Source organism: Paenibacillus alvei DSM 29, from assembly GCF_000293805.1.
Lineage (GTDB): Bacteria > Bacillota > Bacilli > Paenibacillales > Paenibacillaceae > Paenibacillus_B > Paenibacillus_B alvei.
Genome location: NZ_AMBZ01000008.1, coordinates 326,772 through 352,554 on the forward strand (window position 1 = coordinate 326,772; position 25,783 = coordinate 352,554).

At 47.1% G+C, this 25,783-nt stretch carries 26 protein-coding genes and 2 pseudogenes; all 28 read right to left on the bottom strand.

Annotated elements, in window-relative coordinates:
- Nucleotide 1: 1 nt before the first annotated feature.
- The 28 genes and pseudogenes from PAV_RS24195 to flgC all read right to left on the bottom strand — a co-directional run bounded on the left by PAV_RS24195 (nt 2) and on the right by flgC (nt 25,782).
- Nucleotides 2–463, bottom strand: coding sequence for a chemotaxis protein CheW (locus PAV_RS24195; protein ID WP_005550567.1), 462 nt, complete (start codon nt 461–463; stop codon nt 2–4).
- Nucleotides 464–521: 58 nt separating this feature from the next.
- Nucleotides 522–2,608: pseudogene (locus PAV_RS24200) on the bottom strand (chemotaxis protein CheA).
- Nucleotides 2,609–2,649: 41 nt separating this feature from the next.
- Nucleotides 2,650–4,014, bottom strand: a pseudogene (locus PAV_RS24205) (protein-glutamate methylesterase/protein-glutamine glutaminase).
- Between the two features lie 105 nt (nt 4,015–4,119).
- Nucleotides 4,120–4,995: a MinD/ParA family protein gene (locus tag PAV_RS24210; protein ID WP_005550568.1), complete on the bottom strand. Its 876-nt coding sequence runs from the start codon at nt 4,993–4,995 to the stop codon at nt 4,120–4,122.
- A 4-nt stretch (nt 4,996–4,999) separates the two neighbouring features.
- A complete protein-coding gene (gene flhF / locus PAV_RS24215) occupies nt 5,000–6,385 on the bottom strand; it encodes a flagellar biosynthesis GTPase FlhF (RefSeq protein WP_005550569.1) in 1,386 nt (461 codons plus the stop codon).
- The gene (gene flhA, locus PAV_RS24220; protein ID WP_005550570.1) at nt 6,382–8,415 is read right to left on the bottom strand and encodes a flagellar biosynthesis protein FlhA; all 2,034 of its coding nucleotides are present in this window, start codon (nt 8,413–8,415) and stop codon (nt 6,382–6,384) included. Before flhA ends, flhF begins: the two co-directional genes overlap by 4 nt.
- A gap of 31 nt (nt 8,416–8,446) precedes the next feature.
- Nucleotides 8,447–9,583: a flagellar biosynthesis protein FlhB gene (flhB, locus tag PAV_RS24225; RefSeq protein WP_005550571.1), complete on the bottom strand. Its 1,137-nt coding sequence runs from the start codon at nt 9,581–9,583 to the stop codon at nt 8,447–8,449.
- The gene (gene fliR, locus PAV_RS24230) at nt 9,580–10,335 is read right to left on the bottom strand and encodes a flagellar biosynthetic protein FliR (protein WP_005550572.1); all 756 of its coding nucleotides are present in this window, start codon (nt 10,333–10,335) and stop codon (nt 9,580–9,582) included. The genes flhB and fliR overlap by 4 nt, the downstream gene beginning before the upstream one ends.
- Before the next feature lie 43 nt (nt 10,336–10,378).
- A complete protein-coding gene (gene fliQ, locus PAV_RS24235; protein WP_005550573.1) occupies nt 10,379–10,648 on the bottom strand; it encodes a flagellar biosynthesis protein FliQ in 270 nt (89 codons plus the stop codon).
- A gap of 34 nt (nt 10,649–10,682) precedes the next feature.
- Nucleotides 10,683–11,435 carry a flagellar type III secretion system pore protein FliP gene (fliP, locus tag PAV_RS24240; protein WP_005550574.1) on the bottom strand — a complete coding sequence of 251 codons (753 nt, stop codon included), beginning with the start codon at nt 11,433–11,435 and terminating at the stop codon, nt 10,683–10,685.
- 8 nt (nt 11,436–11,443) lie between these two features.
- Nucleotides 11,444–11,983 carry a flagellar biosynthetic protein FliO gene (locus PAV_RS24245; protein ID WP_005550575.1) on the bottom strand — a complete coding sequence of 180 codons (540 nt, stop codon included), beginning with the start codon at nt 11,981–11,983 and terminating at the stop codon, nt 11,444–11,446.
- Between the two features lie 4 nt (nt 11,984–11,987).
- Nucleotides 11,988–12,350, bottom strand: a complete 363-nt coding sequence (locus tag PAV_RS24250) for a response regulator (RefSeq protein WP_005550576.1) — start codon at nt 12,348–12,350, stop codon at nt 11,988–11,990.
- Between the two features lie 22 nt (nt 12,351–12,372).
- A complete protein-coding gene (gene fliY / locus PAV_RS24255; protein ID WP_005550578.1) occupies nt 12,373–13,629 on the bottom strand; it encodes a flagellar motor switch phosphatase FliY in 1,257 nt (418 codons plus the stop codon).
- On the bottom strand, nt 13,619–14,617 hold the full coding sequence (gene fliM, locus PAV_RS24260) for a flagellar motor switch protein FliM (RefSeq protein WP_005550579.1): 999 nt from the start codon (nt 14,615–14,617) through the stop codon (nt 13,619–13,621). Before fliM ends, fliY begins: the two co-directional genes overlap by 11 nt.
- Nucleotides 14,618–14,665: 48 nt before the next feature.
- A complete protein-coding gene (locus PAV_RS24265; protein WP_005550581.1) occupies nt 14,666–15,121 on the bottom strand; it encodes a flagellar basal body-associated FliL family protein in 456 nt (151 codons plus the stop codon).
- A complete protein-coding gene (locus tag PAV_RS24270; protein WP_005550583.1) occupies nt 15,118–15,342 on the bottom strand; it encodes a flagellar FlbD family protein in 225 nt (74 codons plus the stop codon). Before PAV_RS24270 ends, PAV_RS24265 begins: the two co-directional genes overlap by 4 nt.
- Nucleotides 15,343–15,438: 96 nt before the next feature.
- A complete protein-coding gene (gene flgG, locus PAV_RS24275) occupies nt 15,439–16,260 on the bottom strand; it encodes a flagellar basal body rod protein FlgG (RefSeq protein ID WP_005550584.1) in 822 nt (273 codons plus the stop codon).
- Nucleotides 16,261–16,404: 144 nt separating this feature from the next.
- Nucleotides 16,405–16,803 (bottom strand): TIGR02530 family flagellar biosynthesis protein, encoded by a 399-nt coding sequence (locus PAV_RS24280; protein ID WP_005550586.1) that lies wholly within the window; start codon nt 16,801–16,803, stop codon nt 16,405–16,407.
- The gene (locus tag PAV_RS24285) at nt 16,800–17,339 is read right to left on the bottom strand and encodes a flagellar hook capping FlgD N-terminal domain-containing protein (RefSeq protein ID WP_005550588.1); all 540 of its coding nucleotides are present in this window, start codon (nt 17,337–17,339) and stop codon (nt 16,800–16,802) included. Before PAV_RS24285 ends, PAV_RS24280 begins: the two co-directional genes overlap by 4 nt.
- Before the next feature lie 47 nt (nt 17,340–17,386).
- Complete coding sequence (locus PAV_RS24290; RefSeq protein WP_005550589.1) at nt 17,387–18,709, bottom strand: flagellar hook-length control protein FliK; 1,323 nt, start codon at nt 18,707–18,709, stop codon at nt 17,387–17,389.
- 27 nt (nt 18,710–18,736) lie between these two features.
- Nucleotides 18,737–19,663: a MotE family protein gene (locus PAV_RS24295; protein WP_005550591.1), complete on the bottom strand. Its 927-nt coding sequence runs from the start codon at nt 19,661–19,663 to the stop codon at nt 18,737–18,739.
- Between the two features lie 45 nt (nt 19,664–19,708).
- Nucleotides 19,709–20,155 carry a flagellar export protein FliJ gene (gene fliJ, locus PAV_RS24300; protein WP_005550593.1) on the bottom strand — a complete coding sequence of 149 codons (447 nt, stop codon included), beginning with the start codon at nt 20,153–20,155 and terminating at the stop codon, nt 19,709–19,711.
- A 7-nt stretch (nt 20,156–20,162) separates the two neighbouring features.
- Nucleotides 20,163–21,491, bottom strand: a complete 1,329-nt coding sequence (gene fliI / locus PAV_RS24305; RefSeq protein WP_005550595.1) for a flagellar protein export ATPase FliI — start codon at nt 21,489–21,491, stop codon at nt 20,163–20,165.
- On the bottom strand, nt 21,481–22,326 hold the full coding sequence (locus PAV_RS24310; RefSeq protein WP_040736672.1) for a FliH/SctL family protein: 846 nt from the start codon (nt 22,324–22,326) through the stop codon (nt 21,481–21,483). The genes fliI and PAV_RS24310 overlap by 11 nt, the downstream gene beginning before the upstream one ends.
- Nucleotides 22,319–23,326, bottom strand: coding sequence for a flagellar motor switch protein FliG (gene fliG / locus PAV_RS24315; protein ID WP_005550597.1), 1,008 nt, complete (start codon nt 23,324–23,326; stop codon nt 22,319–22,321). The genes PAV_RS24310 and fliG overlap by 8 nt, the downstream gene beginning before the upstream one ends.
- A gap of 5 nt (nt 23,327–23,331) precedes the next feature.
- Nucleotides 23,332–24,918, bottom strand: a complete 1,587-nt coding sequence (gene fliF / locus PAV_RS24320; RefSeq protein WP_005550598.1) for a flagellar basal-body MS-ring/collar protein FliF — start codon at nt 24,916–24,918, stop codon at nt 23,332–23,334.
- 40 nt (nt 24,919–24,958) lie between these two features.
- Complete coding sequence (gene fliE, locus PAV_RS24325) at nt 24,959–25,273, bottom strand: flagellar hook-basal body complex protein FliE (RefSeq protein ID WP_005550599.1); 315 nt, start codon at nt 25,271–25,273, stop codon at nt 24,959–24,961.
- 56 nt (nt 25,274–25,329) lie between these two features.
- Nucleotides 25,330–25,782 (bottom strand): flagellar basal body rod protein FlgC, encoded by a 453-nt coding sequence (gene flgC, locus PAV_RS24330; protein WP_005550600.1) that lies wholly within the window; start codon nt 25,780–25,782, stop codon nt 25,330–25,332.
- Nucleotide 25,783 lies beyond the last annotated feature (1 nt).

Below are 25,783 nucleotides of genomic sequence, written 5' to 3' on the forward strand. Positions count from 1 at the left end.
GCTACGCCTCAAGCTGCTCTAGTCGAATAATTTCGCTCTTATTCAGCACTTCGGCCAAATTGAGCATAATAAGCAAACGGTTATCCCCAATCTTAGCTACGCCGCGCAAGTATTTGGCTTGAATTCCGCCAACAACCTCTGGTGCCGGTTCGATATCCTCATCAATAATGTCGATGACATCATTGGCGCTATCGACAATAAAACCAACTTCCAGATCTTCATAAGCTACGATTATAATGCGGGATTGTTCAGTCACTTCCGCTGACGGCAAACCGAATCTGCCACGAAGCTCGATGACAGGAACGACAACACCGCGCAAGTTGATAACACCTTTAATGAAGTCATATGTTTTCGGAACTCGTGTAATAGGAAGCATGCGCTCTATCGTTTTTACCTTTTCTACTTCAATACCGTATTCTTCTTCTCCTAACGTAAAGACAACGACCTTTAATTCCTCTGCCATGTCGCGCCCTCCTTCATTTGAATATGGCTGTATTGCTATCATGAATAGATATTGATGATTACTTCAGTAAGGCATTCGGGTCTATGATCAACGCCACTTGCCCATCTCCAAGTATCGTTGCACCAGAGAAGCCCGGCGTGTTTTTCAAATAGGTTCCGAGCGGCTTCAGCACAATCTCGCTTTGACCGATAAAGTCATCTATAGCGAGTGCAGCCAAGCGTTCGCCTTTACGCACAATGATGATTTCTATCTCTTCTTCTTCCATATCCGAATAATTCGGACAATCGAACAATGTGCTTAGGGACAGCAAAGGAATTACGCTGTCTCGGTAATCGACCATTCGAATTCCACCGTGAACGCGGCGTATTTTCTCTTTCTTAACCAAGCTGGTTTCCACAATAGAGCTAAGCGGAATTGCATATTTCTCGCTGCCCAAACGGAAGAGCATTGCTGATAAAATCGACATCGTAAGCGGAAGCTGTACAATGAACTTCGTTCCTTGTCCCAACTTGGACTCTACGATAACATGTCCGCCAAGTGAAGTAATCTTCGATCTTACGACATCAAGTCCTACGCCCCTGCCTGAAATATCAGAGACTTTTTCCGCCGTACTAAAGCCGGAGGCGAACAATAACATATAAACTTGTTCATCGCTCATTTGAACTGCTCTCTCTGCAGTCACTACCCCATTCTTGATGGCTTTCTTCAGAACCATCGCGCGGTCAATTCCATGACCGTCTTCTTCAATTTCGATGAAGACATGGTTGCCGCTGTGGAACGCCCGAAGATGGACAGTTCCGGTTTCTGATTTGCCCGCTGCGATACGTTCTTCGATGGATTCAATACCATGGTCAACTGCATTACGCAGCAAATGGACAAGAGGATCACCAATTTCATCAATTACCGTGCGATCAAGCTCAGTCTCAGCACCTGTAATAATGAAATCTACTTTTTTATCTAGTGATTTAGCCAAGTCCCGCATCATCCGCGGGAATCTGCTGAATACTGTATCAACTGGCACCATGCGCAGCTTGAGTACGATATTTTGCAGATCGGAACTCACACGTGACAGATGCTCCACAGTGTCTGTCAAATCATGATTTTTCAGTTCTCCGGACAATTGTTCAAGACGAACACGGTCGATAAGCATTTCGCTTAATAGATTCATTAATACGTCAAGTCGCTCAATGTCCACTCGAATTGTTCGATTTCCAACTGGTTTTCCCGTAGCAGCGGCTGCTGTATTTGCCTTTCGAGCTGGAGCAGAAGGCGATTCCGAAGCCGCAGACTGCTCTTGCTTTACGTCGGGCTTGGATGGCGCTGCTGTTGCCGCAGCTTCCTGCTTTCCAGCTTGTATCTCATCAATCTGACTGTTCCAATTCCGAACATCATCAAGCGTGAATGGCTGCACCTGCACACTGTCCAGCTCTGAAACCTGTCCGATTTCTTGCTGTAGACGCGATTCCTGTTCGCTACTGACATAGAACACAGAAAATCCATTTTCGAACTTGTCCTGCTCGATGTCCTGTGCTGGCGGGTTCGACTTCACAACTTCTCCGTACTGCCCTAATACTTGGAACACCATATAAGCTCGAGCAGCCTTAAGCACGCAATCTTCACGCAATCGGATATGAATATGGTATACATGCATGCCTGCTTCCAGCGATTGCTCCAGTATACTTCTTTGGAATTCATCAAGCCGTTCGTTTTGCTCTTCTTCACCAGAAGCAGAGCTGCCGTCTTCAGAAGCTGCTTCTTTTTGTAGTCGCCCTTGACTATGGACTGAAGAGATGCAACGATTGCCGTCACATCCGCCTTCCCTTCACCGCCATTGGTGATATCGGAAACCATTGCTTCCAAAGCATCCAAGCTTCGGAATAACGTATCAAAAATGAAGGAGTCCATTGCAAGTAGGTTATTTCTCACAAGATCCAATACATTTTCCATCTGGTGGGTTAGTGAGGCCAAGTCCTCAAATCCCATCGTTGCCGACATCCCTTTGAGTGTGTGGGCAGACCGAAAAATAACTTGCACAATCCCAACATCGTCCGGCTGGTTCTCCAACTCTAGCATGTGCTCGTTCAACGCTTGCAAATGGTCGTTCGCTTCGTCAATAAACATGGACAAATATTGATTCAAATCCATGCTCGAACACCTCCTTTAACGATTTGCACAACAGTATCTGATCATTTCATCGCATGTGTGATGGACTTAGCCATCTGCTGAAGTGGAATGACTTGCGATACACATCCCAACTCGATTGCCGCGCGCGGCATGCCGAAGACGACGCAGCTTTCTTCACTTTCGACAAAGGTAGAAGTCACGCCCTCGTCGGCCAACCGTTTCATCATTTTTGCACCATCACTGCCCATCCCTGTTAACAGAACAATATGTCGTTTTAGCTCCTTCAACGGCAAAAGCGACTCGAAAAGGGTATCTACCGAAGGACGATGCCCGTTGCGAGGCTCTCCTTTAGAAAGAGCAATTGAATATGTCCCCTCCGGGTTGCGCACAGCCGTCATATGCATGCCGCCTGGCGCTATATAGGCTACTCCGGTATGAAGCACTTCGCCATGCTGCGCCTCTCTCACTTCGATATCGCTATAATTGTTCAATCGTTCAGCTAATGACTTCGTAAAATTAGGCGGCATATGCTGAACCACCAATATCGGCGCAGGGATTTGCTTAGGGAGCGATGATAACAGTTGCTTCAATGCACGCGGTCCGCCTGTTGATGTCCCGATGGCAATGATTTGATCGAATTTGACTAGTTGGGTCGCACTTACAGCTTCATGCTGTCCTGTGACCCGGGAAGACATCCCATCTATTTGCTCATCGCGACAACGTGGTTGTACTTCAGCATCTGAGATTGGAACAGGTGGCTTGTCCTCTCGAGAACGGCTAGTAACAGCCTTTTCGTCCGGAGTTCGACGTGTCTGCTTTTCATTAGCTGCCAATCTTGCTGCGGCTCGAGATGCCAATGGACTTTTAGCCTTTGGCTTATGCCCCTCCTCTTTACGAGGTTTCGAAGCAGATTGATTCGGCGGCAAAGCATGATTTTCTTCTGTCTGAGAAGCTGTCGCCGCATACTCCCTTTTAAGACGCTCCCCTTGTTCCCGCAATCGCTCAAGCTGACGCTTCCTTTCTTGAGAAGCGATAGCAGTATGCAGCTTCTCTCGAAGCATTTCTCCTACATTATGTATATCTTACGATCCGCCCGCTGGACTTGGCTTGCATACGAAGTCAAATGCTCCATATTCAAGGGCGGATAATGTTTCCGAACGCCCTTCCTCTGTCAAGCTTGACAGCATAATTACTGGAGTAGGACATTCTGTCATGATGCTCTGAAGTGCTTCTAAACCATTTCGAATCGGCATTTCAACATCAAGCGTCACAGCATCCGGTTTCAGTTCCATCACTTTATGTACAGCATCCACCCCGTCTGAGGCTGTCCCTACAATTTCAAAGGAATGATCCTGGATGATTAAATCAGAAATAATCGTTCGCATGAAGGCCGAGTCGTCCACAACAAGCACTTTCTTAGTTGTCAATTTCTCATCACGCTCCCTGGCAGCAATTTGTGAATACTGCGTCCTTCATTCCATTATGCGTTCATTTAGGAAGACCATTTGCCCAGCCATTTGCGCAAGAAATGCTTAACACCACCAGTTTGGCCCGCCTGCCCTGCTCCGTGCATATAGGCATTGGCTAGTTCGCGCAGTTGCTTGGCAACTATACATTGTGGATACAAAATGGTAAAACGGGATTTGCTTCTTCACAGCCTGCATGACATGAGGATCATCATACAAAATGCCAAGCGTGGGAATCGGGCGATGTAGGAATCGCTCCGCTACTGAGGATAGTCGCTCAGCAGTTTGGCTTCCCTCTTTCCAGTCAGATGCACGATTAATTACGAGACGGAACGTATGATCAGGTCTAGCTGCAGTCACAACCTTAATCAGTGCATAGGCGTCCGCAGTGGATGTTGGTTCTGGTGTGGTTACGACAAGTGTTTCATCCGCTGCAGTTAGAAATTGCATCGTTTCCTTACTTAAACCCGCTCCCGTATCGAACAATATGACATCATATTGTTCTGACCATTTTTCCATTTCCTGAATGAAGTGTTCAATATGAACAGAAGGCATATCCAGTAGTTCTTGAAACCCTGAGCCCCCAGGAATGTAATGCATCCCGCGAGGGCCCACCTGAATAATATCCTGCAAGGAACGCCCGTCACGCAGCACATGCATTAGGCTTACCCCCGATGTCGCACCAAGCAGTACATCGATGTTCCCCATGCCAATATCTGCATCGAATACTAGTGTTCGATATCCCGCCTCCTGCAAGGAGAGTGCAAAGTTCAACGTGAAATTGGATTTCCCCACTCCACCTTTGCCGCTCGTAACCGCAATAATGCGTGCCGTTGAAACCTGAGCGCGTTCCTGCGGCTTTCTGCTTACCGGCATCATTCGAGCTTTCTCATGACGGGACTCTACCAGTTGTCTTAGCCCTTCTGCTTGATCATAGCTCATCTCGTCATGCACCTACTATTCGTCTTACCGCATCATCCACTTGAAATGGCTCGATATCATCAGGTACGTTTTGCCCTGTCGTCACATAGCTGAACGGAATTGTCGTCCGCTCAGCAAGCTCCAATACTGAACCGAATGTATCTGTTTCATCCGCCTTCGTGAAGATAATCCGGTCGATACGCTGTCTCGAGAAACGCTCCAATATAGCTATCATATCTTCCGTCTTGGAGGTTAAGCTCAAAACGAGAAATGTCTCGCTGTCTGGATACGGTCTGAGCATCGTATTCAACTCATTTACATACATGTCATTGCGGAAGTTCCGCCCAGCTGTATCCATAATGATGAGATCACAGCCCTGCAGCGCGCGAAGCGCCCGCTCCGTGTCATTTGGTGAGGTCACTACCTCCATTGGTACGTTCAGGATTGATGCATACGTTCGCAACTGTTCAACCGCAGCAATTCGATACGTATCCGAAGCAATAAGCCCTACCTTGCGCTGATGATGGAACATTTGATCCGCCGCCAGCTTCGCAATCGTTGTCGTCTTGCCTACTCCTGTTGGCCCTACTACGTACAAAATACGGGTAGCCGGTGTCAATCCATGAACAACATGCGACTGCAGCTTTTCCTCCACAATGTCTTTCACATAACCTCTCAGCACATCGGAGTCAGGTTCCTCTTCACGGTTTAATTTGCATTGCTCCCAAGCTTGTTGAACATACCCGTAAGCAGCCTCTTGTGACAGTCCCTGCAAACGAAGATGGCGCTCTACTTCCTGCGCGCTTTCTGACCATGAATCATAGTTGACACGCTCCATAACTTTACGCATCATCCGTTTCATTTCAGCCAATTCCTTTTGCAAATGCGGATCTGCCTGCTCTTCTTCAACCGATGTTATCGGAACAACGGAGCGCTCAGAACGTGCAAAAGGAAGCTGTGCCGGGGGCTCAGTCGTATTTTCCTCTACCGACTCAACCGCCGCCAAATGCAAGGATGTCGGAGGATAAGCTGCTCCGTTGGAGGTTATAGATTGCTGTACACGGTTGGCTGCATCAGCATGTCGCTGTGCTATTCCTTGCTCCGCTGCATCCCTAGTAAGAACGCTTCCTCCAGTTCCTCCGTACATTGAACGGGCAACCGATGAAGGGATATATGATTGCATCCCTCCATTGCCAGAAATCTGATTCGATTGTGTGGGAGTCTTCACAGCAGGCTTGGTTTGTTCGTCGACAGCTGCAACTACCTCAATGGCCCGTTTGCGGAACATGCCAAGAATACCGCCTGTCTTAACCTCTTTAGTGCTGACAATGACCGCATCCTTGCCCAGCTCTTGCCTGATTTGACTCATGGCCTCCGGCATCGTTTCGACGAGGTACTTTTTCACCCTCATACATTCACCACTCCGACGCTTTGAATTTCAACATTTGGTTCAAGCTCATTGTAGGACAGCACCGGCACATCCTGCATTGCACGCTCCATCAACTGGCGCAAATACATGCGAATATTCGGAGATGCAAGCATAATCGGCGAATGTCCGGATTGAAGGAGCTTCTGAATCTGTTCGCTCATGCGCTGATATACTTGCTGTGTCGTATTCGGATCCAGAACAAGGTAAGAACCATGCTCATTTTGCTGCACATTCTCCGCAATTTTCTTTTCCAAGCTAGGCCCAATTGTAATAACACGCAGCGTCTCGCCTGGAGTTGAATATTGCTGTGTAATTTGTCGTGCTAGCGCTTGACGTACATATTCCGTCAACACATCCGGATCCTTCGTGTATGTACCGTAATCGGCCAGTGTTTCGAATATCGTTACGAGATCGCGAATCGATATTTTCTCTCGCAGCAACTTAGCCAAAACTTTTTGAACATCACCGATCGTCAATACATTTGGAATCAGTTCATCCACAAGTGCAGGATATTGTTCTTTAACAGTTTCAACAAGCGATTTTGTTTCCTGACGACCAATAAGCTCGTGTGCATGCTTCTTAATGATTTCGGTCAGATGCGTAGCCACGACGGAAGGCGGATCTACAACCGTATATCCTGCCAATTCGGCACGCTCCTTCATTGCATCATCCACCCATAACGCAGGCAGTCCGAATGCCGGCTCTACCGTTTCGATTCCTGATACCGATTCATCATCATAACCAGGGTTCATCGCCAGATAATGATTGAGCAGAAGCTCGCCGTGGGCTACCGCGTTGCCCTTGATTTTGATAACATATTCATTCGGCTTCAGTTGGATATTGTCCCGAATCCGGATGACGGGAACGACTAATCCAAGCTCCAATGCACATTGGCGTCGAATCATAATAATGCGGTCGAGCAAATCCCCGCCTTGCTGTGTATCCGCTAGTGGAATGAGTCCATAACCGAACTCAAATTCAATCGGATCAACCTGCAACAGATTGACTACACTTTCTGGACTGCGCACTTCTTCAATTTGCAGCTCTTCTTCAAGCTGTTCTTCTTCGATTTGCCGTTCATCAATGTTCTTCTGCATCCGATACCCAGCAATCGCGAGAATAACGGCAAAAGGAATCGTAGAACCAATTCCAATTGGGGTAAGAAGACCAAGCAAAGCGATCGTTCCTGATACAATGTAAAGCAGCTTTGGATAGGCAAACATCTGCATTCGCAAATCTTCTGCCAAATTACCATCAGATGCTGCTCTTGTTACGATAAGACCTGCTGCAGTCGAAATGAGAAGCGCTGGAATTTGGCTGACGAGACCATCACCGATCGATAAAATCGAATACGTGGATGCCGCATCGCCAAAAGATTTGCCATGCATCGCCATTCCGATAATGAAGCCGCCAATCAGGTTAATAAGTAGGATGATGATACTTGCGATCGCATCCCCTTTTACGAATTTGCTGGCACCGTCCATGGCGCCATAGAAATCCGCCTCTCGACTAATCTTATCGCGGCGATCACGGGCCTGCTGCTCGTTGATAAGTCCTGCATTCAAGTCTGCGTCAATTGCCATCTGCTTACCGGGCATCGCATCGAGCGTAAAGCGTGCTGATACTTCAGCGACCCGCTCTGAGCCTTTCGTAATAACAATAAACTGTACAATGACAAGAATGAGGAAGACGACAAGACCAACTGCGATATTTCCTTGCGTTATCCACTCACCAAAGGTGGCAACTACGTCACCAGCTTCGCCATTCGTAAGAATTTGCTTCGTAGTGGATATGTTCAGCGCGAGTCGGAACAATGTCGTAATGAGCAGCATAGCCGGGAAAATCGAGAAGTTCAACGCTTCCCTCGTATTCATGGCAATGAGCAAAATCATGAGCGCGATCGATATATTGATTACGAGTAAAATGTCTAGCAACCATGTCGGTATGGGCAAAACCATCATGAGTACGATACCGATAATACCGACCAAGACGAATAAATCCCTCGTTTTCACGGAATGCACCCTCCATCCTTGAACAAATCAATCAATTGACTTTGCCTTTTAATTTGTATACGTATGCCAGTACCTCAGCCACGGCTTGGAACAAATCGGCCGGAACGGTTTCGCCAATATCGGCCCTTTGATACAAAGCACGGGCGAGCGGCTTGTTTTCCATCGTTATGACGCCGTGTTCCTTGGCAATCTGCTTAATACGGAGCGCGACGTAATCCTGTCCCTTGGCGATAATCTCTGGCGCATCCATCGCGCCGCCATCATATTTCAATGCAATGGCAAAGTGCGTCGGGTTCGTAATGACGACATCCGCCTTTGGCACCTCCTGCATCATGCGCATGAGCGCCATGCGTCGCTGACGTTCACGAATCTTACCCTTAATGAGAGGGTCGCCTTCGGTCTTTTTGAATTCGTCCTTAATGTCCTGTTTCGACATCCGTAAGCTTTTCTCGTATTCGTACCGTTGGTACATGTAATCCAAAGCAGCAAGCACGCATAACGCTGCTCCAATCTTCAATCCGAGCATAAGCGTCAAGTGACCCGTAAATGACATAATGTCATTCAATGGAACATGGGACAGCATGACAATCGTATCTCTCTCTCCCCACAATGAGGTGTAGACGATCACGCCGATCGTCGTAAGCTTCAAGATCGATTTCAGAAATTCAACTACGGAACGCATGGAAAAAATGTTTTTGAACCCTTTAATCGGATCAATCTTCTCTAATTTCATCTTCAACGGCTCGCCAGTAAACAGGAAGCCAACCTGCATATAGTTAACGACCAGTGCAATGACAATTGCTGCAATGAACAACGGTGCCATTATGATCATTAGCTTCATAAAAATAGAGCTAAAGTAACTAAGCACATTGTTTGCCGTTACATCCATGGTAAGCCGGTTTTGCAATACATCAGAGAATAATTCGACAATCCGATCCTTCATAAAGCCGCCGAGTGCGAACAAGCAAGAGAACCCTGCCAAGAGAATGAATGCTCCTGAGAGATCCATACTTTTGGCAACTTGCCCTTTCTTGCGTGACTCCTGTCGTTTCTTCGGCGTAGCTTTCTCTGTCTTCTCTTGCGAGAAAAGCTGCAAGTTCAGCTCATAACGTAGTGCATACGCGTGACGATTCGACTCATCTGTACGTATCTCGTGAAGCTGCTTCATCCTCTCGCCCCCATCATGCGTAACAACTGATCGAGCGCTTCGAACAGCGTAGAGAACAATTGCTGCAGTACGTATACAAGGCCTGGTACGACTAGCAGCAACATAAGAAGACCAACAATTAGCTTCAGTGGGATGCCCACGACGAAAATATTAAACTGTGGCGCTGTACGCGCTAGAAATCCCAGTGCTACATCAGTTAAAAACAATGCAACGATAAGTGGCGCAGAGACCTGAAACGCAATGATGAAAGCTTCTGTGAATGATTTCATAATGAAATCTGTAACATTCCCATTTGCAATTTGTGCGAAAAAAGCATTTTCATCCAGCGGAAGCCACTTAAAACTTTGCATAATTCCGTCGATAAAGTAATGGTGGCCGTTCATTCCAAGAAACAATAACACGACAAATATGTATTTAAAGTTGCCCATCACAGGTGAACTTGTCCCGGTCAAAGGATCAATGACATTAGCTATGCCGAATCCAATCTGCATATCAATGAATGATCCTGCTGTCTGCACAATGGAGAAGAACAGTTGAGCCAAATATCCAATGAGCAAACCTATTAATATTTCCCGGACAATATATACGATATAAGTTCCATCTGTTGGTACACTCTTGCCAAGCCCAAACAACAAATAGGCGATAACACTGACGAAGAATGCGAGCCCAATCTTGAAACGAATCGGCACGCCTCGGGAAGAAAAGACAGGGACGGCGACAAAGAATGCCGCAATTCGACACAGCGAGAGCAAAAAACAGGGAAAGCTTGTACGAGCATTTCCATGGCTTCACTGCCTAACCGATATAATGATGCAAGTTATTTAAAATATTGTGCGTAAAATCCACGAGTGTCGTTAAAATCCAGGGTCCAAATAGCAGAATTACGATCATAACCGCCACAATTTTCGGCACGAATGCAAGTGTCTGCTCTTGAATTTGTGTCGTCGCTTGAAATATGCTTATCAGCAATCCTACGACTAAGGCTACTGCCAGCATGGGCGCGCCGACCTTAAGAACAGTAAACACAGCCTGTCCAGCCAGCCCCATTATAAATTCTGCACTCATGTTCATTCCTCCCGTTCGCCATGTCCCACTCGCGTCATGTATTGAAGCTCATGAGCAATGATTTCACTACGAGATACCAGCCATCGACGAGCACGAACAATAAAATCTTGAACGGCAGCGATATCATGACTGGCGGCAGCATCATCATCCCCATGGCCATTAGCGTACTGGCCACTATCATATCGATGACCAAGAATGGGATAAAGATCATAAATCCCATTTGGAACGCCGTCTTCAACTCGCTGATCGCAAATGCAGGCACGAGTACGGTTAACGGAATATCTTCATATGTTTTCGGTTTTTCCGTTTTGGTGTATTTCATAAATAAGAGCAAATCTTTCTCACGTGTATGTGAGAACATAAACTTCTTCATCGGAACAGATGCCTTCTCGAGCGCTTGGTTTTGATTCAACTCACCCTTTAAATACGGCTGCAGGGCAGTTTGGTTCACTTCACCAATGGTCGGGGACATCACAAACAAAGTAAGAAAGAGCGCCAGACCAATCAACACCTGATTGGGCGGCATCTGCTGCGTCCCTAGGGACGTTCGAACAAATCCCAAAACAACCACAATACGTGTAAAGGATGTCATCAGTACGAGTATTGCTGGAGCTAAGCTCAATATTGTAATAAGCAGCAATATCGATATCGATGATGCTCCCGGCTGTCCTCCGCCACCAACTTTAATGTCGATGTCTGGAATGATGGGAGATGCCATTGCCCAATGAGCTGACATGCTGGATACAAACAGTGCGACGGTTACAGATAGTAACAATTTTTTGTTCATGAATCCATCTACCGATCTTCTTTAATATCATCTTTTAATAGTTGCTCCACTTGCTCGCTGCGCTTCGGCATGCGTTCAAGCTTCTCGTGAAACATTTCATGAAATGAGACTGTGTCCGTCTCTTCTAGCTTCGTGTTACTGTCAACGTTGCGTCCATTGCGTCCAACCCGCAGACGCTCCTTCCACTCCGACCAGGAGGTTGGCCATGTCGCTGTCGGCTGCTCGCGTTCAAGCGCCGCGATGAAGCGTGCCGCTTGGGCCGGATCGGATATTTTATCAATGAGTGTAATATCTTCCCCGATGCCCAATACATAGACGACATCGCCAACTTCTACGATTTGCATCGACTTGTTCGGTCCGAGGCCGGTGCCGCCCAACGTCCGGATACTCTGGTTCAATTGCCACATTCGATTCTTGCGGCTCAACAGCTTGATGAACAGCACGATAAGCACGATAATGACGGCAAGCGACAACAACACGGTCAATAAGCTCGATAAATATCCATCGACACCAGATGATTGCATCAGTTGACCGCTGTCATTTTTCATACAATTACCCTAGCGTCTTCTTGATAGCTTCGATTACGCGATCAGCTTGGAACGGCTTCACGATGAAGTCCTTCGCGCCTGCTTGAATCGCATCGATTACCATGGCTTGCTGCCCCATAGCGGAGCACATAATGACTTTGGCGTTTGGATCGGATTTGCGAATTTCTTTAAGCGCTGTAATTCCGTCCATTTCCGGCATTGTAATGTCCATTGTAATCAGGTCAGGTTTATGTTCTTTGTACTTTTCGATCGCTTGCGCACCGTCCGATGCTTCCGCGACAACATCATAACCATTTTTAGTTAAAATGTCGCGAATCATCATTCGCATAAACGCTGCGTCATCTACGATCAAAATACGGTTTGCCATCGTTGAGAATCCTCCCCAAATCTTATTGTAGTTTTTGAATTCGATCCCACTGATTGATAATATCTGTGACACGCACGCCGAAATTCTCGTCAATAACCACAACTTCACCTTTAGCGATCAGCTTGTTGTTGACAAGAATGTCGACAGGTTCGCCTGCCAGCTTGTCCAGCTCGATAATGGAGCCCTGGGAAAGCTCCAAAATGTCTTTGATCTGTTTGTGTGTCCTACCTAATTCTACTGTGACTTTGAGTGGGATGTCCAACAATAAATTTAGATTTGATTCATCCGGTTGTTGGTATGGAGCCGACTGGAAATTTGCGAATTGCACAGGCTGCACATTCACATTCCGATTAGGCGCTGTCCCATATGCTGCAGCTTGATCTCTATGCATATCCACACCCGGCGTATGCATTGGAGCAGATGTATAAGGTTGCTGCATTGCGTGTCCTCCTCCCATTGGATCATAATGGCCCTGCATCGGCGGAACGTGAGATTCCATAGTTGGTGCAGTCATTGGCGGTTCATAAGCTGATTTTGCTTCTGGCTGCATTTCTGCAACTGGAGCTTCTGCAGCAGCCGCAGGTTCATCTGAAGCTGAGTCAAGAAGCAGAGAGATCATATTACGTGCAAATGGAACCGTTAATATTTGCATGATCGTGGAATCGATCAGGTCACTAATTGTCAGGCGGAATGAAACCTTAACGAGCACGTTATCATCAGGCAATGTGTCTACACCAGTTCCATTGGACATGTCCAAGATCCCGATCCCCGGAGGGGAGATATTTACCAATCGGTTAAATATCGTGGACATCGATGTTGCAGATGATCCCATCATTTGGTTCATCGCTTCTTGTACAGCACTAATATGAATTTCTGTTAAATCATGGCTTGTGTTTGTGCCGTCTCCACCCAGCATCAAGTCTGCAATTACTTGCGCATCCGATGTTTTAATAACGAGTGAATTTACACCCTCAAAGCCTTCCACATAACGCACGTGAACAGCTACATGCGGCTTAGGAAATTCATTTTCCAAGTTTTCACGCTGCAGCAGCGAAATGCGAGGCGTTGTGATCTCGACCTTTTTACCGAGCAGTGTGGACAATGCTGTCGCTGCACTACCGAATGTAATATTGCCGATCTCGCCCAACGCGTCAATTTGAATCGGGTCTAAAAACTTTTCAATGGAAGGAGTACCGGCTTCTTCGGCAGACGGTTCATCCGATGATCTCTTCAGCAACGCGTCAATTTCCTCCTGTGACAAGTAGTCCTTACTCGTCATGCTCTTCCACTCCTTCATCTACAACTTGCTCGATTTGTACTGAAATTCGATCCTTGTATACACCAGGTGTTCCTATGTATTTCTCGCGTTCGCCGACCCGGATCGATAATCCGCTGTCAACCGGCTTGTTCAACGCGATTACATCGCCAACGGCAAGCTGCATCAGCTCATGTACCGTAATTTGGGATGTCCCAAGCTCCACCGATATAGGCAGTTTTGCTTTTGTTACGCGCTGGCGCAATTTTTCGACTTCAATCGGTTCCCTTGTCTTCTTCTCCGACACGAACCAATGGTGTACGGAGAGCTTCGGCATAATCGGCTCAATGACGACATGCGGAATACACAAGTTAATCATCCCCGTCGTATCTCCAATTTTTGTGCTCAAAGAGATGAGCGCAATTGTTTCATTGGGCGATACGATTTGCATAAATTGTGGATTTGTCTCCAGTGCTTCAAGTCTTGGTTCAATATCAAGGACATTTTTCCAAGCTTCTTGCAAACTGTCGAACGCGCGGCTGAATATCCGCTCCATTACCGTCGTTTCAATCTCTGTCAACGCATTGATCTTCGAAGGAGACATACCAGTACCACCCAGCATGCGATCCAGCATTGCAAAGGCTACGTTAGGGTTCACTTCAAGAACCATCCGTCCCTTGAACGGTTCAGCCTCAAAGATATTCAAAATGGTCATTTTCGGAATAGACCGAATAAATTCGTCATACGGCAGCTGCTCCACCTGTACGACATTGATTTGTACAAATGTCCTGAGTTGCGCAGAAAAATATGTTGTTAAATATCTGGCAAAATTCTCATGGATGCGTGTTAAGCTGCGAATATGATCCTTAGAAAATCGAACAGCCCGCTTAAAATCATAAGAGCGAATTTTTCGCTGCGTTTCCTCTTTTTTCAGCTCTTCGGCATCCATTTCTCCAGAGGACAACGCCGCGAGCAAGGCGTCAATCTCATTCTGTGACAGCACGTCAACCAATCGTTTCACCCCCTTACAGGAATCAACTACAACAGATGTAAGCGCCCCTTAGAGGCGTTGCATAATGAAATCAGTCAAGTCGACTTGGACGACCTTGCCTTCCGGCAACTGCTTATTAATCAATTCAAGCAGCTTGGAACATAATTGATCCTGTCCCTTCATGCCTTGCAGCTCTTCTGGCTTCATATCAGCGAGCGTGCGCAGTATGAGAGGCTTAATGCGAAGGTCTTTGATCTTGTCGAACTGTTCCTTGGTCTTCTTGCTGTCCAATTGAAATGCGAATCCTGTCAGCACAATATAGTCGTGATCCGCCAGGTTCGTCTTGATTTCATTCATACTGGACGTCATATCTACAATTTCATCGGCAGACAGTCTAGGTACGGCAATGTTCCCAGTTGGGGTTGCTTGTTTCCCTGGTGTTGTGTTCCATATTATAATGACTACCACTGCAATTAACGTGAGCGCTAGCAGCACCGTAATCATCCACGGCAGCATTCTTTTCATGGTTGACCCTCCGATAATTCTGTCTTCTTCGTTCCTGCAATAATGCCTACAGAACGTATGTATTGTTCAATACGGGTAATAACTTCTTGCCCTTTCTCCAGCACAATTACCTTTTTACCTGTCGTTAGGGTGATGTACGTATCTGGCGTCTCTTCAACGGACTCGATAAGAAGGGCGTTCACCCAAATAGGCGATCCATTCAATCTCGTAACAGATATCATTCTATTCCTCCTTTCGAGCGCCGCCCGTCATCCCGCAAGCTTGGCCATTACAGACACGGCTACCTGCGGGATTCAGGAAGCATTATCTGCTAATGCTTATCGCTTCAAATTAACAACCTCTTGCAACACTTCATCTGAAGTGGTGATGATGCGAGAGTTCGCTTGGAAGCCGCGTTGTGCAACGATCATTTCTGTGAATTCAGAAGTCAGATCGACGTTCGACATTTCCAATTGACCTGAAATGATAGCGCCTGTACCTGCTTCCGGATCGTTCGCCTCCGAAAACTCATCAAGAGTGCCGCCCTCGATCGCATTCGGTGTCAAGCGGTACAAGTTGCCCCCAACCTTTTCCAGACCTTCAGGATTCGGAATTTTTGCAATACCGATTTTAACACCGGTTGCTTCCGTCGTACCGTCATCCTTCTTTGCTACGATTTCACCATTTTGCCCGATAGTGAAGGCAACGATCTCTTCATCCAGCGTAATTGGCTCACCACCTGCATCCAATACCCGCAAGCCGTCAGAAGTAACGAGTTGGCGATTGGCATCCAGATGGAAGTCACCAGCCCGTGTAAAGAAGGTAGCCCCATCTTCCCCCATGCGAACCGCGAAGAATCCATCTCCATCAATACGCAAGTCTAGCGGACGGTTCGTCGTCATCGCACTGCCGCCTGTATGAATATTGTCAATCGAAGCAACAACAGAGCCGAGTCCGATCTGCTTGGCATTGACGCCTCCTGTACCATCATCACCTGGTGCAGTTGTTCCTGATACCGTTTGGCTCATAATATCCTTAAAGGTTACACGTCCAGCCTTGAAGCCAGCTGTGTTCACGTTCGCAATGTTATTGCCGATTACGTCCAGCTTGGTTTGAAAGCCGCGCATCCCGGATACACCCGAGTACATGGATCGAATCATTTTTTTACCTCCGACTATTCATTATTCCGCTCACTTCAGTCGTTCCATGAGCGAAGGCCTCCTTAACGGTCCAGCCTTGTTATACAGCGTTCTTACCGCGTGTATAATCTTTCATCTTTGTTTCCTATTCACAACCAGTGAACATTAATTCATAAGAACAGCACTGTCTATTTGTGTAAAGATGTGATCCTGTTGAGATGCCTCGTCCAAAGCAGTAATCACCGTTCGAGATTGAACATTCACAATAAACGCCTGCTTATTGACTACAACCAACGACTGCTTAGCCCCTTTGGATTCTGCTTGTGAAATAGCCTGCTTCATTTTTTGCATGAGATCCGGCGTCATGGACATCCCGCGCTCCTTCATTCGAGCTTGCGCATGATGACTGAACCGAACATCCTCTTGCTTATGAAGCTCCTGACTCAGCAGCTGCTGGAACGGAGGGAGAGCATTGGTCTTTCCGTTCAAAGCCGTCCGCGAAGTTGAACTTGCCTGTACAGGACGAATCGGCGGCAAGTGTCCTAGCGGCCCATGGATATTCATGAGTTTTTCTCCACGGCTTGTTCCGGCTTGCTTGTCTTATTTCCATCCTCTTGTTCGCCCGATGGCATGCGAATTTCCGTAATGTACTTCATTTCGACTTCGTCCTTGCCTACTTTGGCATACATTTTATTATCACGGACTAATATTGAATCCACGATACCTGACTTGATTTGAGTCGTGCTTTCATTACCATCCGTGTCCGCTGCATCTTTTTGAGCGATCCAATTAATTTGCTTTCCAATCATATTGGAGGACATTCCAAGCGTCTGCTGCATCGTATTCATCTGCGTCGAAATATTCATCAACTGCTCAACAGAACTGAATTGCGCCATCTGTGCGATAAAGTCGCGATCCTGCATTGGCTGCATCGGATCCTGGTTTTGCAATTGCGTGATTAGAATTTTAAGAAATTCATCCTTGCCCAGCTTCTTCTCTTCCACACGTCCTGCCAAAGCCATATTGTCCTTGTGATAGTTCGGGAACGTTACGACTTTATGCAACTGATTGTTCGTGACACCATTAATTTCTCCCGGCACTTCCGCCCCTCCCTTCTCAATGCTTGCTGTTCTACATTGCGTACGATTTATACCGATGCTGAGAAGGTAGATTGACCATGAGCACGCAGTGCCTCTTTCACTTGCTCTTCATCTTGTATTAGCGCTGCTGCTTCTTCAATGGAAGCTGCTGCTGAACGCTGCTTTGATTGACGTTCTGACGACTGTTGTCGGTTAGCATTGGACTCTCTTTGTTCTTGGAACATCGATGAAGTCAAGGATGAAGCTGGCTGCTGCGCAACTTCAATCTTCTCAACTTGGATGCCTTGTGTCTGCAGCGCTCCGCGCAGCATTGACATCTGTTGCTCCAGCATTTCCTTCGCTAGTCCATGCTCCGTCATAAAACGAGCTGTCAATTGTCCATTATGCATCGTTAAGCGAATATCAACTTGTCCCAAATGCTCCGGATACAACGAGATTTTCGCTTCGGAAACACTTCCTAGCTTGCTGAAGCGAAGCTGCTTCACAATGAATCCAGACATTTCATTTGCAAATCGATCAGCATGAACAACAGGTGTAGATTTCGCTGTATTCAATCCGTCCTGTTTCATTGCCCATTGACCCGCCAGCATGACTTGTTGAACAGGCTGTCCTTCGTTGCTGTCCAATGTGGTTGGTTCCACAACAGCTCCTGATGCTGCTTGATTCGCTGTAGATGGACGAAGCAGTGCATTTAATTCGTCGATCCTTTTCACGACACCCTGCAATTGGCCATCCTCTTGCCCAGCGGCCTTAGATGCAGCCGCTTGATTCGCTCCATTTCCAGTAATGAACCGCAAAAGATCCTGATTCCCATCAACTTCTGAGCCAGTACCATTAGCAAGAAGCGCAGCACGCAGCATATGAGTGAATTGATGCGGTTCAGCATTGCCCTTTGGTGCTTCCAAATACGCCGCCAATTGAGCCAATACATCACGAACCGCTATTGTAATCGTCTCTGGCTGTGCAATCAAATTCTGAAACTGTGCTGAGTCTCCTTGCTGTCCTGGATTCTGCTGTTGTAGCCACTCGTGCGTCTGCAGAAGCCACTGCTGCAATGCAGCCATTAGTGCAGAGTCGGGATTTGCTGCAAGCTGCTCATCCAGCTGCTTAAGCGGCTCATCGAACCATTGATCAATGACCGCCGTTAACGCCTCCCCGTCTTCGGAGCCCAGCGCAGACAGAAGCTCATTTGAAGACATCATCGAGCTAAGCGAAGAAGACATCGTCGCTTCTCCTTCAGCCCCAGCACCGCCCATGCACTGAGCAAGGGTAGCCCAGAATCCACTGGCGCCAGTATCGCCTTTTGATTGAACACCGCTGAAAAAGGATGCTGCATTACCAGCTGATACGTTCGTAACCGTTCCTGACATGTTATCACCTCCTTCCGTAATTTACGGTTATTGGTTCGGCAATAATTTTGCAACTAATTTGGCAGTCTTTGTCTTGTCCAAATCAGTCATCGCATTGATTAATTTCGAGCGCGTCGCATCATCGACCGAGCTCAATACCGTCAATGCTTTGTCCGGGTTGATTTTTGCTGTTTCAAGCAGGAAGCTTGCCCCACTCTTCGGAGTCATGCTTGAGAATGTTTTGCTAAGTTGTGAGCGATCCAGCCCCGTTTGAGCCTCTTTCGTACTTTCGTTCTTCTTCAGTCTTGCTTGCAGAGCGCGTACTTCGAGATTGTCGGACGGCTTGATATTCTTCAACATCATGGATGCCTCAGCTGCCACCTTCGGATTCATCTTCTCTAGAACCTTGACTCGGTTATCCTGCTTCATCGCATTTAATACAAGCACAATTTCTTCCGTCGCCATGTTTTCTAAAATGGGCGCTGCCTTACTTGGCATCATCTTCGCATAGATATTCGCCAAATCCTTAATTTGTCGATCTGACTGCTCTTGGTTGGTTTGTTCTTCTTGGCGATTGCTCTTGAGCGTTTGCAGTTCATGCTTCAACTCGGCAACTTCACCCTCCAAAGTTTTACGCTTGTCCGCTAGAACCCGTAAATCCTGATCTTTCGAAGTAAGCAATGCCTTCAATTCAGTTATTTGATCAGACTGTGCCTTAGCGTCATCCTGTTTCGCTTTCTCTTTTTTCTCTTCCTTCGCTTTTTCCTTCGTTGCCTCGTCTGGAGTGACCCATTTATTCACGATCGGAATTTCACTCGCAATCGACACCAACTGGTTGCGCCAGTTTGCATTAAAAAGCGTCAAGAGCACGCCGATAAGAATAATCGCGAAAATAATTGGAGTTACAAAGAACAAAAACCGCTCAAAACCTGAATAATTACTTTCTTTCTCTTCTTCTGTCATTATCTCTGACACTGCTATCCCTCCTGCTTGTGCGGCGGGTCTGAACCGGTATCCATGTTAGCGGGCGGCCATGTGATAGCGGACCGTTGCGAGCTCGTCCATCTCACTTTGCTCCCACAATGCCGTTTGCCGCTTGAACTCCTCTTCTGCTTTTTCACGGGCTTTGGTCCATACCTTTTCATCTGTCATCCGTTCGGCAAGCTCACCTTGCTTGTCCTGAACATGGATTTCGGCAGAGCGCACCCGTGTCCTCGCATGTTGGATTTGCTGTTCCACATGGGAGATGTACTGCTGCCAAGCTTGAACTTGCGCAGCCGGCGCACAGCTGTCTACGCTCTGCTGCAGTTGCTGCCTCGCTGTCTCGAATTCTCGAAGACATTCCTGTAGACTATTCTCCTCTGCATGAAGATGTCCAACAGCCTCTGACAGCATCCATTCTGCTTGTTTCTTCTCATTCGTCTTCAGATCCAGTACCTTCTGGAATGAATAATGAAAAGCTCGCACTGCTCATTCAACTCCCTGGAAATTGCATCATTAATTGCTCAACTGTGTTCTCATAAGAAGCCTGCTCCTCAATACGCTGCTTCGTGAACGACTCGATTTGTTCAATATAGGCAATAGCCTCATCGATCGCCGGGTTACTGCCCTGCTGATAAGCGCCGATGTTAATTAAATCTTCGGATTCACGGTAGACCGCTAGCAGCCGCTTCAATTGCTCTGCGGCTAATTGATGATCTCTTGGCACAATATCCTTCATAACCCGACTGACACTAGCCAATATATCGATTGCAGGAAAATGTCCCTTATTGGCGATGCTTCGGTTCAACACAATGTGTCCATCAAGTATCCCACGTACCGCATCGGCAATTGGTTCATTCATATCATCACCGTCAACGAGCACGGTATAAAAAGCAGTAATCGAGCCGCTAGTTCCGGTTCCCGAGCGTTCCAGCAGCTTCGGCAAGCTTGCGAACACAGAAGGAGTATAACCGCGTGTCGCCGGAGGCTCTCCTACTGCAAGTCCAACCTCACGCATTGCCATCGCATAACGGGTAACGGAATCCATCATGAGCATGACATTCATGCCGCGATCTCGGAAATACTCCGCAATCGTCGTTGCTATCAGCGCACCCTTAATCCGAACGAGCGCAGGCTGATCCGAGGTTGCAACAATAACAACTGAACGAGCAAGACCTTCAGGCCCCAAATCCCGCTCAATAAACTCCAACACTTCACGTCCGCGTTCACCAATAAGAGCAATGACGTTCACATCAGCATCGGTATTGCGTGCAATCATGCCAAGAAGTGTACTCTTCCCGACGCCTGATCCGGCAAATATACCTACGCGCTGACCATTGCCTATCGTCAGTAATCCATCGATTGCTCGTACACCGACTCCTATTGGACTGCTGACTCGTTGGCGTTTCAACGGATTGGCCGGTGTATTCGTTGTTGAATACTGTGACATTCGTGTCGGCAAGTAGGAACCGTCAAGCGGTCTTCCAAGTCCATCTAACACTTTGCCAAGAAGCTCTGATCCGACTGATACGCTTAATGGCTTGCCAGTGCCTACAACATCACAGCCAGGACCTATGGATTGCAGTTCACCAAGAGGCATAAGAAGCACCTTATTGTCTCGGAAGCCTACTACCTCCGCCATTAACGGCTCGCAGCCCTTCGACGGGTAGATATAACATACTTCCCCAACGCTTGCATCCGGCCCCTCGGATTCAACCATTAATCCGATTACTTGTGTTACCTTGCCATTTACACGGACAGGATCTACTTGCCGTAAATAATCCATGTATTTATTCGCATTCCATTTGTAATTAAGCGTCATCGTCTATACGCTCCTCTTGCTGTATCGCCACCTGCAGCAGTGCCTTCTTGATTTCAGACAACTGTGTGTCAATGCGGGCGTCGATGCTTCCAAGGGATGACCGTACAACACAGCCCCCATCGTTCACGCTTGTATCCGGAATAATTTCCAGTTCAGCTTGAGAATCTATGGCAAGTCCAAGTTCTTCTCTAGCCGCATGTACGAAGGAGAACTGCTCTGGCGATACACACAGCGTAATTGTTCCGCTCTCACGCTTGCGGGCAAGTGTTCGGCGAGCAATTTCGAGTATAATGTCCGGATCGACCGTAAGCTGCTGTTGAATGACCTTCTCCGCAACGGCACAGCTAAGCGTAACGACGAAAGGCTCAGCCTCCTGGAGGATTTGCTCTTTGGCCTGATACGCTTGCTGCAAAACAGCTTGGGCTTCAGCGATTTTACGCTCATATGCCTGCTGAATTTCCTGCTCCGCTTGGGCCATCCCTTGCTGATAGCCTTCGTCATATCCTTGCTGCTTCAACGACTCGACAAGTTGCTCATCTTGCTCTCTCCGCTCTGTCCACCAGGCATCGATCTGTTCATGAGCTTCGCTTAACATTGTTTCAGCTTCTTCCGCTGCATTTCGCACATGCTCTTCAGCGAACGATTCTGCATCATCGAGAATGGACTGCCGCAAGCTTGCAAGCTGCTCATCCTTATTCAGGACATGCTCCGCTGTTACCGGCTCAGCTTCTTCTTCATTCGGTTCCGTGTTCTGTTCGAGATGGCGGCGAACCGCCTCCAGCATTCTCAGCTGCTCGACAGGTACATACTGTGTTGATTTGATGACATTAGACAACGATATCATCTCCTCCGCCGCGAGCGATGATCACTTCACCCGCTTCTTCTAAGCGACGGATAGTCGACACAATTCGGGTCTGCGCTTCTTCCACATCACGCAGCCGCACTGGACCCATAAATTCCATTTCTTCCTTGAACGTATCCGCCATCCGTTTGGACATGTTCCGGAATATCGATTCGCGAACCTCTTCGCTGGCAACCTTGAGCGCAAGCTGCAAGTCGCTGTTGTCGATGTCGCGGATAATGCGTTGAATCGAACGGTTGTCGATATTGACGATATCCTCGAATACGAACATTCTCTTTTTGATTTCTTCAGCCAATTCCGGATCCTGAATTTCAAGTGAGTCCAGAATTGTGCGTTCCGTGCCTCGATCGACGCCATTCAAAATGTTGACGATCGATTCGATGCCGCCCGCACTTGTATAATCCTGTGTAACTGTAGACGACAGCTTTTGTTCCAATACTTGCTCCACTTGGCTAATAACTTCTGGTGAAGTGCTGTCCATAAGCGCAACTCTTCTTGCGACCTCTGCCTGCTTCTCTGGCGGAAGTGAGGAGAGAATGACCGATGCTTGCTCGGTTTGCAAATAAGAGAGCACCAGCGCAATCGTTTGAACATTTTCGTTTTGGATAAAGTTGAAAATCTGCTGAGCGTCTGCTTTGCGTGCAAAGTCAAACGGTCTCACCTGCAGCGTAGCTGTCAGACGATTAATAATATCCAATGCCTTCTGCTGTCCAAGCGCCTTTTCCAATATTTCTTTTGCGTATGTAATACCGCCTTGCGATATATATTCCTGTGCCAAGCAAATTTGATGGAATTCGCTCATCACTGCTTCTTTTTCCGCTGCATCTACTTTACGTACATTAGCGATTTCGAGCGTTAACTGCTCAATCTCTTCATCCCTGAGGTGCTTGAATATTTGGGCTGACACTTCCGGTCCGAGAGTGATGAGCAAAATTGCCGCTTTTTGTCTGCCTGTTAATCCACCTTTGACCATTCCGCTCACCTCGATTCCTCTACTAGCCATGTGCGCAGCAATTTAACAAATTCATCCGGTTTCTTCTTCGCTAGCGATTCCAGTTGTTTACGCACTTGATGTTCGCCTGTCAAATTCTCCAAATCAATCGAAGGAAGCTCGATTTGAGACGCGCCGGACATTTCGGACTCGTAATATTCTTCTTCCTCTTCTTGTCTGCGTTTGCGAACGACCGCATAGGTAATTCCTCCTGCTACAGCTAGTAGTCCGAGCGCACCCGCACCATACCATACCCAGGTCGGAATCGATTGTTTATCAGACGCAGCTCCATCTTTAGAACCATTTTGCGTCATGACTGAAACTTTTTGCGTCAAGTCAGCGTCTGTATAAGTAACACCTGAATCTCTTAATTGAGTGGCAACGATACTGCGCAGCACCTTCTCAACCTGCTGCACACGATCTTGCTGCATTCGATCGGAGTCAATTGCCGCATGAATGGTTAAATCTTTAACCGCATACGGACTTGCTTCAATCGTGTTCGATATTCGATTCACATCGTAATTGGTCGTACGTTGGGATTTCTCGGAGTTCGTCTCTCCGCCGTTAGATGCAGAAGGATAATTCGTCACTTCTCCATCACCCACGCCAGCAACACCACTTTCAGGTGAACCTTTGCCTGTATGGGATTCCTGCATTTCCTGTACGCTGATTTCAATCCCTTTTATCTCTTCCTTATTTACAGGTTCGACAAGATCTTCTTTCTTGTGGATTTTGTCGAAATTCAATTTGGCAGAGACAAGAATATGAACCTGATCAGCAGGGAATTGCCCGTTCAGGAACTGTTGTACCGTCATGCGAATATCATTTTCGTACTTACGTTGAATTTTGAGCTGCTCATCGACTTCACCGAGCGCATTTTTCCCATTGCCGCCAACAGAACCCGAAGCGAAGAACATGCTCTCATTGCTGGAAATCGTAATATTATCAATTGGTAAATGTGGAACAGCTGTTTTTACTAGATTAAAGTATCCATCTACTTCTGCTTGGTTCGGTTGATAACCGCTTTTAAAGCTAAGCACGATGGATGCCGATGCCTGTTCCTGATCGGGTGTTGCAAATACCGTTTCTTTAGGAAGATTGACGATTACTTTTGCATCTTGGACACCTTGCATTTGACGCAGTAACCGTTCGACTTCTCCGTTCAATGCGTTCTTGTATCGAACGTCAAATACATTGTCGGTCATTCCACTCATCAAGCCGTCTGCACCGAATGATTCGAAGCCGATCGATCCATTCTTCACAATCCCTTGCGCACCGACATCTACCTTTACTTTTGCAGCCGAGGTGCTCGGGACGGATATTTGGCTTCCATTGGAACTTAATTGATACGGAATGTTGTTCGAATTTAAATACTCAATGATTCCAGCCGCATCATTCGCATTCAAGTCGCGAAATGCGAGTTCATACTCGGTTCTAGAAAACAAATAAGTCATAATGACTGCAGCTACTAGAACAAGGCCTATTGTCGACAGAAGCAATGCTTTTTGCTTCTTGCTGAATTGATTCCAATACCGAGATACTTGTTCACGATACTGGGTCACTTTTTCATTCACTTCACGTCACCCCACCAAAACTATGTAAGACAGCACGCTGTTACAATTGCATGCGCATAACATCCTGATATGCTTCAACGACCTTATTGCGCACTTGAGTAGTCAGCTGCATGCCGAGTAGCGCACGCTCCGAGGCGATCATGAGTTGATCGACATCAACTTCACCCAGTATAAATTTGTCATTCATTGTCTGGACTTGCTGTTCTTGTCCTTCAAGCTGCTGGAGTGCATCTGCAAAGAAAGTACCGAAAGACTTTGTTACTTCTGCTGGTGAATTCTGCTTCAGTCCTGCAGTGGCCGTGGTAGACGTGGCCGGCTGAGCCATATGTATTGGGAGCATTGTATTTTGAATCACCCTTATTCCTCCTTATCCGAATGAGTCGGCAGATTTTTGTCGAATAATAGCGAAGATTACCCTTTGCCGATTTCGAGCGCCTTCATAACCATTGACTTGGAGGCATTGAGCGCTGTTACATTAGCCTCGTATGACCGCGTAGCCGAGATCATGTCGACCATCTCCTTCGCCATATCTACGTTAGGCATAGATACATAACCATTTTCATCGGCATCCGGATGAGTAGGGTTATAAGCGATCTTGAAAGCCGAGTTATCTGATTTAATTTGAGAAACCTTCACCCCGCGTGCTGTCGGTTCTCCCTTCATCGCAGCCTCAAAGGATTGCTGGAAAGTTGGTTCTGTAGGAGACATTACCACTACCTTGCGACGATAGGGCGTGAACTTTCCGTTGACATACTGTGCACGCGTCGTTTCCGCATTCGCAATATTGGAGGAGATCACATCCATCCGCAATCTTTGAGCAGTTAATCCTGACGAGCTAATTTGAAAACTGTTGCTGATCTTCATA